The sequence below is a fragment of the Nonomuraea rosea genome, assembly GCF_039539705.1.
GTDB classification, from domain to species: Bacteria; Actinomycetota; Actinomycetes; order Streptosporangiales; family Streptosporangiaceae; genus Nonomuraea; species Nonomuraea rosea.
Window position 1 is genome coordinate 239,965 of record NZ_BAABDQ010000017.1, and the last position, 14,470, is coordinate 254,434.

Annotated in this window: 15 protein-coding genes; 9 read left to right on the top strand and 6 right to left on the bottom strand. The window is 73.0% G+C overall.

Annotation, left to right across the window (positions count from 1 at the left end; all coding sequences use genetic code 11):
• Window positions 1-59: 59 nt before the first annotated feature.
• Window positions 60-539, bottom strand: a complete 480-nt coding sequence (locus tag ABEA43_RS34440) for a signal peptidase I (RefSeq protein WP_345568487.1) — start codon at window positions 537-539, stop codon at window positions 60-62.
• A 62-nt stretch (window positions 540-601) separates the two neighbouring features.
• Here ABEA43_RS34440 and ABEA43_RS34445 point away from each other — a divergent pair, with 62 nt between their 5' ends.
• The 3 genes from ABEA43_RS34445 (at window position 602) to ABEA43_RS34455 (ending at window position 3,485) form a co-directional block, all read left to right on the top strand.
• Window positions 602-1,321, top strand: a complete 720-nt coding sequence (locus tag ABEA43_RS34445) for a methyltransferase domain-containing protein (RefSeq protein ID WP_345568488.1) — start codon at window positions 602-604, stop codon at window positions 1,319-1,321.
• Window positions 1,322-1,392: 71 nt separating this feature from the next.
• Window positions 1,393-2,607, top strand: a complete 1,215-nt coding sequence (gene cysC / locus ABEA43_RS34450) for an adenylyl-sulfate kinase (protein ID WP_345568489.1) — start codon at window positions 1,393-1,395, stop codon at window positions 2,605-2,607.
• Window positions 2,604-3,485 (top strand): sulfite exporter TauE/SafE family protein, encoded by an 882-nt coding sequence (locus ABEA43_RS34455; protein WP_345568491.1) that lies wholly within the window; start codon window positions 2,604-2,606, stop codon window positions 3,483-3,485. Before cysC ends, ABEA43_RS34455 begins: the two co-directional genes overlap by 4 nt.
• On the opposite strand, the gene ABEA43_RS34460 is transcribed toward ABEA43_RS34455, so the two are convergent.
• Window positions 3,482-4,507, bottom strand: a complete 1,026-nt coding sequence (locus ABEA43_RS34460; RefSeq protein ID WP_345568492.1) for a glycoside hydrolase family 26 protein — start codon at window positions 4,505-4,507, stop codon at window positions 3,482-3,484. The two genes, ABEA43_RS34455 and ABEA43_RS34460, sit on opposite strands and share 4 nt — an antisense overlap.
• 348 nt (window positions 4,508-4,855) lie before the next feature.
• Here ABEA43_RS34460 and ABEA43_RS34465 point away from each other — a divergent pair, with 348 nt between their 5' ends.
• From ABEA43_RS34465 to ABEA43_RS34490, 6 genes are all read left to right on the top strand, one after another.
• Window positions 4,856-6,148 carry a Wzz/FepE/Etk N-terminal domain-containing protein gene (locus ABEA43_RS34465; RefSeq protein ID WP_345568493.1) on the top strand — a complete coding sequence of 431 codons (1,293 nt, stop codon included), beginning with the start codon at window positions 4,856-4,858 and terminating at the stop codon, window positions 6,146-6,148.
• Window positions 6,145-7,410, top strand: a complete 1,266-nt coding sequence (locus ABEA43_RS34470; RefSeq protein ID WP_345568494.1) for a hypothetical protein — start codon at window positions 6,145-6,147, stop codon at window positions 7,408-7,410. The genes ABEA43_RS34465 and ABEA43_RS34470 overlap by 4 nt, the downstream gene beginning before the upstream one ends.
• Before the next feature lie 20 nt (window positions 7,411-7,430).
• The gene (locus tag ABEA43_RS34475; RefSeq protein WP_345568495.1) at window positions 7,431-8,327 is read left to right on the top strand and encodes a hypothetical protein; all 897 of its coding nucleotides are present in this window, start codon (window positions 7,431-7,433) and stop codon (window positions 8,325-8,327) included.
• Window positions 8,324-9,178, top strand: coding sequence for a sulfotransferase family protein (locus ABEA43_RS34480; RefSeq protein WP_345568496.1), 855 nt, complete (start codon window positions 8,324-8,326; stop codon window positions 9,176-9,178). Before ABEA43_RS34475 ends, ABEA43_RS34480 begins: the two co-directional genes overlap by 4 nt.
• Before the next feature lie 91 nt (window positions 9,179-9,269).
• Window positions 9,270-10,529 carry a lipopolysaccharide biosynthesis protein gene (locus ABEA43_RS34485; protein WP_345568516.1) on the top strand — a complete coding sequence of 420 codons (1,260 nt, stop codon included), beginning with the start codon at window positions 9,270-9,272 and terminating at the stop codon, window positions 10,527-10,529.
• A complete protein-coding gene (locus tag ABEA43_RS34490) occupies window positions 10,526-11,494 on the top strand; it encodes a sulfotransferase (protein WP_345568498.1) in 969 nt (322 codons plus the stop codon). Before ABEA43_RS34485 ends, ABEA43_RS34490 begins: the two co-directional genes overlap by 4 nt.
• Here the strand turns inward: ABEA43_RS34490 and ABEA43_RS34495 are convergent.
• The 4 genes from ABEA43_RS34495 to ABEA43_RS34510 form a co-directional block, all read right to left on the bottom strand.
• A complete protein-coding gene (locus ABEA43_RS34495) occupies window positions 11,466-12,338 on the bottom strand; it encodes a WecB/TagA/CpsF family glycosyltransferase (protein WP_345568500.1) in 873 nt (290 codons plus the stop codon). The genes ABEA43_RS34490 and ABEA43_RS34495 overlap by 29 nt on opposite strands.
• Window positions 12,339-12,407: 69 nt before the next feature.
• Window positions 12,408-13,334: a glycosyltransferase family 2 protein gene (locus ABEA43_RS34500; RefSeq protein ID WP_345568501.1), complete on the bottom strand. Its 927-nt coding sequence runs from the start codon at window positions 13,332-13,334 to the stop codon at window positions 12,408-12,410.
• Window positions 13,331-14,230 carry a sulfotransferase gene (locus ABEA43_RS34505; RefSeq protein ID WP_345568502.1) on the bottom strand — a complete coding sequence of 300 codons (900 nt, stop codon included), beginning with the start codon at window positions 14,228-14,230 and terminating at the stop codon, window positions 13,331-13,333. Before ABEA43_RS34505 ends, ABEA43_RS34500 begins: the two co-directional genes overlap by 4 nt.
• Before the next feature lie 103 nt (window positions 14,231-14,333).
• Window positions 14,334-14,470, bottom strand: a 137-nt coding sequence (locus ABEA43_RS34510; protein ID WP_425570400.1) for an elongation factor 1-alpha C-terminal domain-related protein, incomplete at its 5' end; no start/stop codon positions are given.

Consider the following 14,470-nt stretch of genomic DNA (forward strand, 5'->3'; position numbering starts at 1 on the left):
CCCACGACGGCAACACGATTACCCCCGGCCGGGTCAGGTCGCGGGGGTCTCCTACCAGCCTACTCGCCGCGCGAGCCGCATCCCGCGCCGTCCCGCACGTTGCCACCAGCCCCGAAGCCACCGGGCTCGGAGCCACCGGGCTCGGAGCCAACAGGCCCGGAGTCAACAGGCCCGGAGTCAACGGCATAGCCAGGCACGGAGGGCCAGCGGACGGTGAGGACGGTCGACGCCTCCTCCGCGCGCCACGAATGGTCGACCCCCTTGCCCCACACCACGTAGTCCCCCGGCTCGGCCAGCAGCACGCTGCGGCCGGGCAGCTCGACCCGGAACCGGCCGCTGATGAGGACGAGCAGGGCGGTGCGCGTCTCGCCCCTGGTCCACTGCGCCCGCTCCTCGCCCGGCCGGTGCACGCCCCACTTGATCTCGACGTCTTCGCTGTGTCTTGGGTCGCCCGGGGGTTTGAAGTGACCGAGGAGCCAGCCATGGTCGCCGGGCGCGTCGACATTGGCGTTGCCCACGTACACCTCATCGCTCCGCACGTGCCAGGACGCTAGCAGGGAATTGCATTACTGCTTACGATCGGCCGATTACTGTAGGTGACATGTCTGAGGTGCGATCGGTCGCCCAGCGAGGCGACCTCTTCGGTGTACGGGTCCGCGAACACTGCGCTGGGCAGCCGATCAGGCGACTAGACGTGCTGGTCGCCGGGTGCGCTCACGACGAGCCGCTGGCCCTGGACCATGTCGAGACCAGGTCCACCGGGGCCGACGAGGATCATCCTGCGATCAGGCAGGTGCTGCAGGAGCGGGCCGACCTGATCTCGTGGTCGCTGGGCGACCTGCGCTGCGTGCCGCTGGCGCCCAGGGCCTACGACGTGATCCAGCTCTCGTTCCTGCTGGAGCGCATTCAGCACGCGGAGCTGGTGTTCGACCGGCTGCTGCAGTCGCTGCGCCCCGGCGGCCTGGTGCTGCTGCGCATGCGCGACCGCAAGTCCGCCTACGGCCTGCTCGACCGGGTCACGCCGGCCTGGCTGCGCCGGCTGCTGTGGCGCCCGCTCGCCCCGTTCGGCACGCCGGGGCCGCTGCCCGCCGTGTACGAGCCGCTGGCGTCGAGCGACGGCATCCACGCGTTCTGTCTCAGCAGGGGCCTGCAGATCACCGACGACGAGCGCAACACCAGCGGCCCGGCCCGCGCGGGCCGGATCGGGAGCGCCGCGGTCGCGTTGATGTCCTGGCTGACCAGCGGCCGCTATCCCGGCTCCCACGACGAGATCACGATGGTGATCAGGAAGCCGCAGCATCACTTCGCCCGGCTCCTCTAGTGACACACTGGTATCAGCCGGTAGACTCCTTTCCTACCAATTCAATCGGAATAGTTGGGATGTAGGACGACGTGGAGTGGACCCCCGACCCGCGCGAGCTGGCCGATCTCGAACTGCTGCTCTCCGGCGCGTTCGAGCCACTGGCCGGGTTCCTCGGCCACGACGACCTGCACGCGGTGCACGAGCGCGGCATGCTCGCCGACGGCTCCCCGTGGCCCGCGCCCGTCACGCTCCACCTGAGCGCCGAGGTCGCCCCCGGCGACGAGGTCACGCTGCTCGACCCGGAGGGCCTGCCGCTGGCCGCGCTCACGGTGGCCGCTCAGGAGGCCGACGGGCTGGTCTCCGGGCCGGTCAAGGGTCTCGGCGCGCCGGAGCACGGGCCGTTCGCGCGGCTGCGGCGCACGCCGTCGGAGGTGCGGGCCGAGCTCGGCGGGCGTCCCGCGCTCGCCGTCACCATGCGGGGGCCGCTCGACGACCTTTCCGAGATCGCGGCCACCGCCAAGGAGCTCGACGCGGTGATCCTGCTGCTCCCCCTCTCGTACGGCGAGGCAGGCCCCGCCGTCGTACGCGCGGCGCTGCGCGCCCAGGAGAAGCTCCCGCCCGGCACGCTGGTCGTCTCCGTGCCCCTGGCGCCGCGCGAGGAGCCCGAGATCGACCTGGAGCTGCGCGAGCACGTCGCCACCGCCTACGGCGCGGCCGAGCACCTGGCCGGCCCCGAGCCCGTGAGCATTCCCGGGCCGCCACACCGCCGCGGGCTGGTGGTGTTCTTCACCGGCCTGTCGGGCTCCGGCAAGTCCACGATCGCCCGGGGCCTGCGCGACGCGCTGCTGGAGCTCGGCAGCCGCACGGTGACCTACCTCGACGGCGACGTGGTGCGCCATCTGCTGTCCAAGGGCCTGACGTTCTCCAAGGCCGACCGCGACCTGAACATCCGCCGCATCGGCTTCGTGGCCGCCGAGACCGCCCGCCACGGCGGCCTGGCCATCTGCGCGCCCATCGCCCCCTATGCCGGCACGCGCGAGGAGGTGCGCGAGATGGTCGATTCGGTCGGCGCCGACTTCCTGCTCGTGCACGTCGCGACCCCGCTGGAGGAGTGCGAGCGGCGCGACCGCAAGGGCCTGTACGCCAAGGCCCGCGCCGGGCTCATCCCCGAGTTCACCGGCATCTCCGACCCCTACGAGGAGCCGGACGACGCCGAGCTGGTGATCGACACCACGCATCTCTCGATCGACGCGGCCGTCTCCCAGGTGCTGGGCACGCTGAGGAGTGGAGGCTGGGTTCGTTGATCGACTGGGCGCTGATCGGCGGGTCCTTCGTCATCGCCATCGTCGTCGGCCTGACCGGCATGGGCGGCGGCGCGCTCATGACGCCGATGATGATGCTGTTCTTCAACGTCCCGCCGCTGGCCGCGGTCTCCAGCGACCTGGTCGCCTCGGCCGTGATGAAGCCGGTCGGCAGCGTGGTCCACCTGCGCCACGGCACCGTCAACCTGCGCCTGGTCGGCTGGCTGTGCGCCGGCTCGGTGCCGGCCGCGTTCTGCGGGGTGTTCCTGGCCCGCGCGTTCGCGGTCACCGACGCGGTCAAGTACGCGCTCGGCGTGGCGCTCCTGCTGGCCGTCGCGGGCATGGCGCTCAAGAGCTGGCTCGGCGCGCGGGGCGGCTCGTCGAGCGCGCACGAGATCGTCGTGCGCCCAATTCCGACCCTACTGGTCGGTACGGTAGGCGGGCTGGTCGTCGGCGTCTCGTCCGTGGGCTCCGGTTCGCTGATCATCGTGGCCCTGCTCGCCCTCTACCCCGCGCTCAAGGCCAACCAGCTCGTCGGCACCGACCTGGTGCAGGCCGTGCCGCTGGTCGCCGCGGCCGCGCTCGGTCACCTGCTGTTCGGCGACTTCCAGCTCGACCTCACGCTGTCGCTGCTCATCGGCTCGATCCCAGGCGTCTACCTGGGCGCCAGGATCTCCTCGCGGGCCCCTGGCGGCCTGATCAGAGCGCTCCTGGCGATCGTCCTGCTCGCTTCCGCGCTCAAGCTGCTCGACGTGAGCAACACGCTCACCGTCTGGGCACTCCTGGCCGCCACCGCCGTCACGATCGCGGGCTGGCGCCTGCGCGTGAGCCGCGCCGCCACGCGGGACGAGCCCGCGGGCACCGAGGTGAACGCGCGCTAGGGGCGGGGCACCCTGGTCGCGCGGAAGTACGGGTCCAGCGCGAGCTCGCTGAACGCCTTGTCGGCCCCTGAGCCCACGTCGAAGCTCGTGTCACCGCGCGGCGCCTGCGGGGAGTCGAAGTAGAGCAGCGCCTTGATCTGCGGATAACGCTTGATCTGCCGCCGCACCGACTCGAAGAAGGCCCGCTTGAACGACCGGTCGAGCGGCCGCTCGAACACCCCCCACTCGGCGACCATGACCGGCTTGCCCGGGAAGCGCGCCTGCATCCACCGGTAGAACCCCGGCCACTGCGCGTACTCCTTGCGGGTCTTGTTCACCAGCCCGTCGAAGTCCTGCACCCGATCGTCGGCGTACGGGTCCATGGCCACCCAGTCGACCACGTCGTCACCCGGGTAGAGATCCTCGAACCACGACTTCGCCGCCCAGTTCGGCGCCCCCATGTACGTCATGACGGTGACGGCGTTCTTCACCCCGCCGGCCCGCAGCCTGAGCACGACGTGCCGGTACATGGCCGCGTAGTCGGCGGCCTGCATGCCGGAGCCCGAAGCCCCGTCCACGTCGTTCTCCGGCTCGTGGTGGATCGTGAGGAAGAACCGCTCGGGGAAGGTGCGCCTGAGGTAGCCGGCCAGCCGGTCGATCCTGGCGTCGAGCGCGCCGTCGGCGATCTCCGCCCAGGTGTGGTCGAAGGACGGCTTCCAGTTGATCATGAGCAGCCGGGGCTTGGCCGGGTCGCGGGCCAGCCTGATCTCGGCCTCGGTGGGGAACAGCTCGCTGCCCCGATGGTAGACGTGCAGGACGTCGGCCGTCGCGCCCATGCGCGACTCCGCGCCGTGCAGGGCCTCCTCCACCGGAGCGCCGGTGAAGACCTCCGGCGCGATGCCCCACCAGGCGCCGCACGACGGGATGAGCCTCGTGGTGGCCGTGCAGGCCTGCGCGCCCGGCGTCGCCTGTCTGGCGGCCTGCGCGGGCGCCCGCGCGTCGGAGCCCTCCGCGCTGGAACAGGCGGCCAGCACGACGACCACGCCCAGGACGAATGCCGCGTGTGTTGCGGTATACGAAATTCCCCGAAGCTGCAAAGCCTTCCAACCCCCTCGTCGAATGACCCCCGCCTATCAAACCTGAACCTTGCCATGTCATTCCTGGAACTTCAGCCAGTGTGAGAGTCTCCCCAGTTCGTGGCGGGTTCGGGCCTGGCCGCCTTTTCGCGAAATTTCCCTTTTGCAGGCATTTATTGCTGGCCGTATCGGAGAAAATCTTGCGTATTCAACCTGGGTGCTGACCGTCCGTCCTATAGTGGGCGCGCATCTCGAAACGTGACGCTGCGTCGCCGACTGGAGACGAATCGCACACCCCCCAGGAGACCCTCCCCCATGAGCTCCGGTACCGACCTGGACGAGCACCTCGCACTGCTGCGCAGGAGGTGGCTGCTCCTCGTGGGCTGCGTCGTGTTCGGCGGCACCGCGGGGCTCGCGCTGCTACGGCTCACACCGCCCGCCTACACCGCCACCACCCAGGTCCTCGTCATGCCGGTCGGCACTCAGGAGCCGGGCAACCAGGTGACCGCCCGCCAGCGCGAGCCGCTCAACCTCGACACCGAGGCCCAGGTCGCGCAGTCGGCGGTGGTCGCGGCGCGGGCCGCCACGGCGCTGGGGGTGGGCGCGCCCGACCCGGTCGAGGTCGCGGTGCCGCCCAACTCGTCGGTGCTGTGGATGTCGGTGACGGCCGCCCAGCCGGACGCCGCGGCGGCGCAGTCCCGCGCGTACGCCGACGCCTATCTCGCCAACCGCCGCGAGAGCGCCCTGTCGGCGATGGCCGAGCAGCAGCAGGCCGTGCTCGCCAAGCTCAAGCAGGTCAACGCCGGGATCGACACCGTGATCAAGCAGCTCCCCACGCTGCCCAAGGGCGCCCCCGCGCGCTCGATCGCGCTGCAGCGGCAGAGCGTGCTCAACCGGCAGGCCGCCAGCCTCGCGCTGAAGTACGACGCGCTGCGCACGGTCGCGGTGACGCCGGGCACGGTCATCAGCCAGGCCGCGCCGCCGGCCGCGCCCAGCTCGCCCAGCCTGCCCCTCTACCTGGGCACCGGGCTGATGGCCGGGCTGCTCACCGGCTCCGCCGCCGCCTACGCCCGCGACCGGCTCGACCGGCGGCTGCGCACGGCGGCCGACGTCGAGCGGCTGACCGGGCTCCCCGTGCTCAGCGACCTGTCGAGCCCGCGCGAGCACGGCGTGCTGCACGACCTGGCCTGCGCCGTGGTCGCCGCGTGCCCCGGCAAGCGGCTGCTGGTCAGGTCGCTGCCCGCCGACCTGTACGCCTCCTCGCTGGCCGAGCCGCTGGCCGTCAGCGCGCCGCTGTCGGTGCTCGACGGCTCCGACGTCCGCGACCTGGCCAGGGCGGACGCGGCCCTGCTCCTGGTGGGGCTCGGCCGGGTCACCTCGGCGCAGGTCGCGGCCGCCGTACGGCAACTGGGCGCGCACGACGTACCGATCGTCGGCGTGGTGACGGCCACCGACGCGGTCCCGTCGTTCGTGCCCCTGCTCGAACCGCGCACCCACACCTCGCTCGGCAAGCTCGTCGCCACCGGCGAGCTGGAGGTCAGCGTGTCGGCAGAGACCACGCCCATGCAGGCGCTCCACCACCAGCGGCGGCCAGGCCAGCCGACGTGAGAGCACCCGCCTGGCCCATCGCGGCGCTGCTCGTGGGCTACCCGGTGTGGTGGGCGCTCGGGTTCGGCGGGCTGTCGGTGATCGTCCTGGCGGTGCCGATGGCGGTGGTGCTGTGGCGGCGCAGGCCGGTCAAGGTGCCGCGCGGGTTCGGGCTGTGGCTGCTGCTGCTCGCCGGCTACGTGATCAGCGCGCTGATGCTGGCGGAGACACCGCCCGGCACGTACGGGGAGCTCGGCCCCGGCCGGATCGCCGGCTACGTCATGCGGCTGGCGCTCTACGCGTCCATCCTGATCATGGTCCTCTACCTCGGCAACCTGACAGAACGCGAGCTGCCCCAGCTCCGCCTCGTGCGCATGCTCGGCGTGCTGTTCGTCACCACGGTCGCCGGCGGGCTGCTCGGCGTGCTGTTCCCGGCCTTCGCCTTCACCTCGCCGATGGAGCTGCTGCTGCCCGGCTGGATCAGCGAGAACTCCTTCGTCCAGAACCTCATCCACCCCACCGCCGCCCAGACGCAGAAGGTGCTCGGCTACGCCTCCCCCAGGCCGGAGGCGCCGTTCGAGTGGGCGAACGCGTGGGGCAGCAACGTGTCGGTGCTGCTGGTGTGGTTCGTGGTCGGCTGGTGGGTGCACGGCGGGCCGCGGCAGAAGGTCTTCGTCGCCGTCTCGCTCGCGCTGGCCGCCGTCCCCATCGTCTACTCGCTCAACCGCGGCCTCTGGATCGGCCTGGGCCTGGCCGTCGGCTACCTGATCGTCCGGGTGGGCGGGCGTACCAGGGTCGCGCTCTGCGGCGCGGTGGCGGCGGGGGCGCTGGTGTTCGCGCTCAGCCCGCTGGCGTCGCTGGTCTCCCAGCGGCTGGACAAACCCCACTCGAACGACATCAGGGCCTTCACCGTGTCGGCCACCATCGCGACGGCGGGCCACTCGCCGGTCATCGGCTTCGGCAACACCCGCAACGCCACCGGCAACCACCGCACGATCACCACGGGTAAGACGCAGTGGTGCGGGGGCTGCGGGCATCCGCCGCTGGGCAGCGACGGGCAGCTCTGGCTGCTGATCATCACGCAGGGGTTCACCGGGGCGGCGCTCTACGTGGCGTTCTTCCTCGGCGCGATCCGCCGCCACTGGCGTGACCGCAGCCCGATCGGGCTGGCCGGAGTGCTGGTGATGGGGCTCGTCCTGCTCTACATGTTCGTCTACGACGGACTGGTCACGCCGCTCAGCCTCTATCTCATCTCGTTCGCGCTCCTGTGGCGGAACGCATGATCCCTTCCCTGGAGAGACGCATGAACGACGCGGCCGTCCGGCTCGGCTACCTCGCGGAGACCGTCCGGTTGCTGCATCCCGGCTCCGGCTCGCCCAGGGCGTACACGCTGCTGCCGCACGCCGCCGTGCCGCGCCGGCTGGCGCCGCGCCGGTGGTGGCACGTGGGGGCCCAGGTGATGGTGCCCGGCGAGGGGTCCATCGCGGCGTACCTGAGCGAGGTCTTCTCCCGGCCGGTCGAGACCGTCCTCCACGTACGCCCGGCGCGGCGGGCCAACAGGAAGCCCATCCTGGAGGCGCGGTCGGGCGGGAAGCGGCTGGCGTTCGTGAAGATCGGCGACAGCGCGCGGGCGCGGCGGCTGGTCACCGCCGAGGCCGCCGCCCTGCGCCGGCTGGCCGGGCTGCCGCTGGACACCGTGCGCGCGCCGGCCGTGCTGCACCACGGCGACTGGCGCGGGCTGGCGGTGCTGGCGCTGTCGCCGCTGCCGGTCAGGCGCGGCCGGGTGCCCGCGCCGCTGCTGCGCGCGGCCGTCAAGGAGATCGCCGGCACCGGAGGGCCGAGCCCGGCCTGGCACGGCGACCTCGCGCCGTGGAACCTGTGCGCGTCCTCCGACGGCCGCCTGCTCGTGTGGGACTGGGAGCGGTACGAGGTCGGCGTCCCCTACGGATTCGACGCCGTGCACTACTTCTTCCAGCGGGCGCTGCGCAGGATGAGCCCGTCGGCCGCGGCCCGCGCGTGCGTGACGCGGGCCGCCCGCGAGCTCGCGCCCCTGGGCCTGACCGCGGCGGTGGCCAAGCAGACCGCGCTGCGCTACCTGATCGCGCTGTCCGACAGGCACGCCGCCGACGGGCACGCGCCGCTCGGGCCCCCGCGTACCTGGCTCAATCCGGTCGTCGACCACGAGGAGCTGCTGGCATGAGGACCATGAAGCGCTCGGTGCTGTCGCTCTCGCGGGCCACGGGGAGGTTCACGTCGGGGGTGCGGGTGCTCCCGTCGTTCCTGATCACGGGAGCGCAGCGGTGCGGCACCACCTCGCTGTACCGGGCGCTGGCCCAGCATCCGCTGCTGCTCAAACCGGTGCTGCACAAGGGGGTGCACTACTTCGACGTCGGCTATGCGCGAGGGGAGCCCTGGTATCAGGCCCACTTTCCGCTGTGGGTGAGCGCGGCGCTGCTCGCCCACCGGTACGGCGCGCGGGCGCAGGCGTTCGAGTCGTCCCCGTACTACCTGTTCCATCCGCTGGCCGGGGAGCGGATCGCGGCCGATCTGCCCGGCGTGAAGCTGATCGTGCTCGTCCGCGACCCCGTCGAACGGGCCTGCTCGGCGCACGCCCACGAGCTGGCCAGGGGCTTCGAGACCGAGTCGCACTTCGAGTACGCCGTCGAGCTCGAAGCCCGGCGGCTGGCCGGGGCCGAGGAGCTGCTGCGCGAGTCGCCGTTCGCGCTGCACCACTCGCATCGCCACCACGCCTACCTCGCCAGGGGCCGCTACGCCGAGCAGCTCGACCGGCTGGAGCCGCTGATCGGGCGTGAGCGGATCCTGGTGCTCGACAGCCACCGGTTCTTCAAGGAGCCGGAGGGCGTGTACGACCGGGTACTGGAGTTCCTGGGGGTGCCGCACCTGGGGTATCCGGCGTTCGAGCGGCACAACGGCCGGCCGTTGCCCCGCCGGGTGCCCAAGGTGCTGGGACAGGCGCTGCGGGACCATTTCGAGCCGTACGACGCGCGGCTGAGCCGGTGGCTGGGCGGTGAGCCGTCGTGGCGACGGTGACCCGGGAGGCCCCTGAGGCCGGCGGGGCGGGCGGCTGGGCGGGCGGCTGGGCGGGCGGGGCGCGGATGGGCGGTGCGGCGTCGTGGCGACGATGACCGGCGTGGCGCGGCGGGTGCGGCGCGGGGGGCTCGCCGGGGTCGTGGGGGCGGCGTTCAGCGCGCTCGCCCAGTTCGGCCTGCTGGTGGTCGTGACCAGGGCGTTCACGGCCGCGGAGGCCGGCGCCTTCTTCACCGCGACCGCCGTGGCGCTCATGGCCGCCGGGGTCGCCAAGCTGGACGCCGGGAACGGGCTCGTGTACTTCATCGCGCGGGCGAAGACGTATGGGTATCTCGGCATATCCGGATATATCCGGGCGGCGCTTGTGCCGAGCGCGGCGGTGGCGTGCGGCGCGGCCGTGCTGCTGTATCCGCGGCTCGGCCCGCTCGCGGTGGCCCTGCCGGTGATGGCGGCGGCGGACGTCCTGCTGGCGGCCACCAGGGGGTTCGGGTCCGTCAGGCCCACGGTGCTGCTGGACGGGATGGTGCTGCCCGCGTGCCAGCTCGCGCTGGTGGCCGGTGCGGCCGTGGCGGGGGCGGCCGGGTGGCTGCCGGTGGCGTGGGCGCTGCCGTACGCGCTGGTGCTGGTGCTGGCCGCGGGCCTGGTGCGGGGGCGGGTGCCGCGGACGCCGTACCTGCCGGGGACGGGACGTGATCTGTGGCGGTACACGGCTCCGAGGTCGCTGGCGGGGGCGATCCAGGCGGTGTTCCAGCGGGTGGACATCGTGATCGTCGCCGCGTTGGGCGGGCCTGCGCAGGCCGCCGTGTACACGGCCGCCACCCGGTTCAGGGTAGTGGGGCAGCTCGCGGGGCAGGGGCTGGCGCAGGCCGTACAGGCTCGGCTGGTCGAGGCGCTCGCCGACGGGGAGGCGGCGCGGGCCAGGGAGCTGTACCAGGCCACCACGATCTGGCTGGTCCTGCTGACGTGGCCGGTGTGGCTCGCGTACGCGGCGCTGGCACCCTGGGTGCTGGGGGTGTTCGGCCCCTCGTACGGCTCCGCGGCCCCGGTCGCGCTGGTGCTGGCGGGCACGATGATGGTGGCGACCGCCTGCGGGATGGTGGACGTCGTCCTGACGGCGGCCGGTCATACCGGCACGAGCCTGCTCAACCTGCTGATCGCGATCACCTGCACCGTGGCGCTGGACCTGGCGCTGATCCCCAGTCTCGGTGCGCTCGGGGCGGTCGTCGGGTGGTCGGGCGGCGTGATCGTCAAGAACCTGCTCCCGTTGTGGCAGCTCCACCGGCGCTACGGTCTGCACCCCTTCGGCCGCCACACTCTGCCGGCGCTCCGGCTGCGCACCTGGACGCTTACATGAGCGCCGCAGGTCCGAAGCTGGGAGCGGACCGTCGGCGGACTCCCGGGCTTCCGGGGCCGCGGACGCCCGTGCTGGTGACGGGCCTGCCGAGGAGCGGCACGAGCTGGACGGGCAAGATGCTCGCGGCCGGCGGCGACCTGGTCTACGTCAACGAGCCGCTCAACCCGCAGCACCCGCCCGGCCGCTGCCCAGGCGTGCTCAAGGCGACCGTCACGCACAGGTTCCAGTACATCTGCGACGACAACGCGGCCGGCTGGCTGCCCGCCTTCCGCGACACGGCGGCCCTGCGCTACCGCTGGCTCGCCGAGCTGCGCGCGAACCGCTCCCCGTACGACCTGGCCCGTCTCCTCCGCTACGGCGCCGCCTTCACCATGGGCCGCATGGCGGGCCGGCGCGCGCTGCTCGACGACCCGTTCGCGGTGCTGAGCACGGCCTGGTTCGCCGGGCGGCTGGGGTGCCGGGTGATCGCCCTGGTGCGCGATCCCGTGTCGTTCGTGGCGAGCTGGCAGCGGCTGGGGTGGACGGTCTACTTCCACGAGCTGCTGGAGCAGCCGCTGCTGGTCCGCGACCATCCGGAGCTGCTGGGGCTACGCGCCCTCGTGGGCTCCCAGGACCGCGTCGCCAAGGCCGCCGCGCTGTGGCTGGCGACCCGCGCGATCCTCGCCCGCACGCCCGGCATCCTGCTCACCTCCTACGAGTCCCTGGCCGCCGACCCGCTGCCCGGATTCCAGCGCCTGTACGCCTACGCCGGGCTCCCCTGGACCCCGGCCGCCGAACGCCGGATCGCCAGGGCGTGCACGGGCGGCTCCGCCGCGGCGACGGGCTTCGCCTGGTCGGGGCTGTCACGCACGGCGTACCGGCGGATGGACTCCCGCCGCGCGCTGGAGGACCCGGCCCGCGGGCTGAGCCCCGAGGAGGTCGCCCGCATCCGCACCCTCACCGCCCCCGCCGCACCCGTCCCCTGACATCGCCCATCCGCTCCCGTACTCGCCTTACGGCCCGAACGACCAGGCATCCGCCGAGCAGGCGCACGGCGAACGGCAGGTCGTGCACCAGGTAGCGCCTCGCCAGCCGGCCCGGCTCGCTGACCAGCCGGAACGCCCACTCCAGCCCGGCCCGCTGCAGCCATCCCGGCGCCCTGGTGACCGTGCCGGCCGCGAAGGCGATCGCCGCCCCGCAGCCCACGAACCAGGCTCCGGGCAGCTCCTCCCGCAGGTCCGCGATCAGCCGGTCCTGCCGGGGGAACCCGAGCCCGACGAACACGAGCCGGGGCCGGGCGGCGACCACCCTCCGCCGTACGAGCTCGCTTCCCTGCGGTGTGGCGTCGAAGCGGTAGGGCGGAGCGTGGACGCCGCACACGTCCAGGCGGGGATGGCGGGCCGTGAGCTCGTCCGCCGCCTTGTCCGCCACTCCCGGGGGACCGCCGAGCAGGTAGACCGGCCAGCCGTGGCGGGCGGCGAGCTCGCTGAGCGACCAGATGAGGTCCGCGCCCGTGACCCGCTCGGGCACCGGCGTGCCGAGCAGCCTGGCCGCCCACAGCAGCGGCATCCCGTCGGGCACCACGAGCTCGGCGGAGCACACGAGCTCGCGGAGCGCGGGGTCGAGGGAGACGGCCCGGCAGATGTCGACGTTGGGGGTGACGATCCGGCCGCCCCTGCCCGCTGCCAGCTCGCCGGCCACCCACCGGACCACCTCGTCCTGGGTGAGCGGGTCCACCGCCACACCCGCCACCCGCACCCGCGCCGCCCGCACATCGGGCCGCGGCACGTCCGGCGACAGGCCGTCCCGCCCCGAAGATCGCTCAAGCACGGCCGATCCCGCCGAAGACCGGGGTGAGGCACAGGGCGGGGACGGCCGGGATCGTGGGCTCTGGCGGGGTCAAATGCCGCGTCCCCGCTGGTGGAGCAGCGACAGCACGGCGGGCGCGGAGACGAGGCCCGCCGCCACGGCGAGCGCGATCGGCGCGCGCGGCTCGCGCGGCCGGGCCGCGAACGTGCGGGCGGCCCAGCGAGCCGCCTCCCGCCGGTGCCCGAGCGCGGCGTGGCTGAAGGCGAGCTGGCCGTAGACCCGCGCCGCGCCGCACGGGTCCACGGCCAGTTCAGGGTGCCGGGCGAGCATCCAGTCGAGCCCGGCAATTCGGTCGGCCCAGCGGGCCGCGTAAAGGGAGCCGCCCCACCGCACGCGCACCAGGGGCCGGTCGACGTGCACGATCGGCTGCCGCTTGGCGGCGCGCAGGGCCAGGTCCCAGTCCTCGTTCTGGCCGCCGGGGGCGCTCTCGTCGGCCCACAGCGAGCCGCGCAGGAACAGGAACGTCGACGAGTGCACCATCACCATCCGCGAGCGCACCAGGTCGTCCACGGTCACCCGCGACGTGCCGGCAAGCCTGGGGACGCGGCGGTCGCCGTACTCGACCTCGATGCCGCAGCTCGCGAACTCACCCCCGTCCCGCAGCGCCCGCTCCTGCGCGGACACCTTGCCGGGCAGCCAGACGTCGTCGTCGTCGCAGAAGGCGACGAGGTCGGTGTCGCAGGCCGCGATGCCGGTGTTGCGGGCGCCCGGCAGGCCGGGGCTGAGCGTGTTCGGCAGGACGCGCACGGAGCGCGGGCTCCCGGGCACGGCGCCCGCCACCTGCTCGGCCACCTCCGAGGCGGCCTTCCCAGCGGTCGAGGCGGTGTCTGCCACGACGACCAGGGTCAGCTCGCCCGGATAGTCCTGGGCCAGCACCCCTTCGACCGCCTCGCGGAGCTGGCGGGGCCGGCTCCCGCTGGTCGGGATCACCACGCCCACGGAACGGAGCCGCGTCACGCCGGCGCCCCCCAGTAGCCGTACCTGGCCCTGAGCGGCCACGTGAGCGCGTTGACCACCCGGCGGTCGCGCTCGGGCAGCCCCGACACCCACGAGTCGTCTCGCCGCAGCTCGACCCGCCCCACGTGGAAGCGCATCGGGTTGCCTGAGGCGGTGTGGGAGGGGCCGAGCCAAGCGGTGCCGCCCTCGATGAAGGGCACCTCGGGCACCTCCAGATCGATCTCGCGGGCCACCGCCACGAGCGTGGCCTCAGGCGCGGCGAGCAGATCCTCGTAACGGATCCTGGTCACCCGGCCGCCGCGTCCCGGGAGCAGCTCCAGGGCGGCGTTCTGGGCCGTCCAGTGCAGCGCCGTGCGGGCCGGCCCCCAGCGGGTCATGGGCAGCCCGTCCTCGGGCCGCCGCACGGTCCTGCCCCAGGAGTGGGCGACGGCTCGCGGATCCCGGACGACGTGCACGATCCGCACGTCCACCCCGCTCGCCAGCAGGCAGCAGGCCAGCGACGCGTGCTTGCTGGAATCGACCACGACCGGCGCGCCCACGGCCTCGTACACCAGCCGGTACGCCTGTGTGTACGCCGCCAGGTCCGGATGCGCGATCCGCGGGATCCTGCGCGTGCGATCCACCCGCTCCCGCAGCCGCAGCATCCGCTCGGCCAGCGCCGGAGTCCAGCCGCCGAACGCGCGCTCGCCGATCACCCGCCAGAAGACGCACTCGGGGAACGGCACCCCGCAGCCGCACAGCTCGCCGCCGAGCACGCCCCGCTCCCAGAGGTGCACCACCTCACCGAGCGCGACGACGCCGGGCAGCTCCCCCAGGAGCCGCTCCAGCAACGTGGTGCCACTACGGCCGAGACCGCCCAGGTAGACGACTCGGAGGGTGGATGCGCTATTGATCAAAAGAGAAGGGCCTTCGCGTCACGAACACGGAACGCGAAGACCCTAGCGCGGAGAGTAATCGGCGGGTCGGCTTATCCCAAAGGATCTACCTTCCGCCGCGACCTCAGGTGGCGTCGATGATCATGCCGGCGCCGACGGTGCCGTTCGTGGCCTCGTCCACCAGGATGAAGCCGCCGGTCAGCCGGTTGCGGGAGTAGTCGTCCACGAACATCGGCTGTGTCACCCGCAGTGAGACCCGCC

Bases quoted from the DNA above. Each gene is read 5' to 3' on its own strand.
- ABEA43_RS34445 (WP_345568488.1), top strand. From the start codon at position 602: ATGTCTGAGGTGCGATCGGTCGCCCAGCGAGGCGACCTCTTCGGTGTA.
- ABEA43_RS34480 (WP_345568496.1), top strand. From the start codon at position 8,324: ATGAGGACCATGAAGCGCTCGGTGCTGTCGCTCTCGCGGGCCACGGGG.
- ABEA43_RS34490 (WP_345568498.1), top strand. From the start codon at position 10,526: ATGAGCGCCGCAGGTCCGAAGCTGGGAGCGGACCGTCGGCGGACTCCC.
- ABEA43_RS34475 (WP_345568495.1), top strand. From the start codon at position 7,431: ATGAACGACGCGGCCGTCCGGCTCGGCTACCTCGCGGAGACCGTCCGG.
- ABEA43_RS34485 (WP_345568516.1), top strand. From the start codon at position 9,270: ATGACCGGCGTGGCGCGGCGGGTGCGGCGCGGGGGGCTCGCCGGGGTC.
- ABEA43_RS34465 (WP_345568493.1), top strand. From the start codon at position 4,856: ATGAGCTCCGGTACCGACCTGGACGAGCACCTCGCACTGCTGCGCAGG.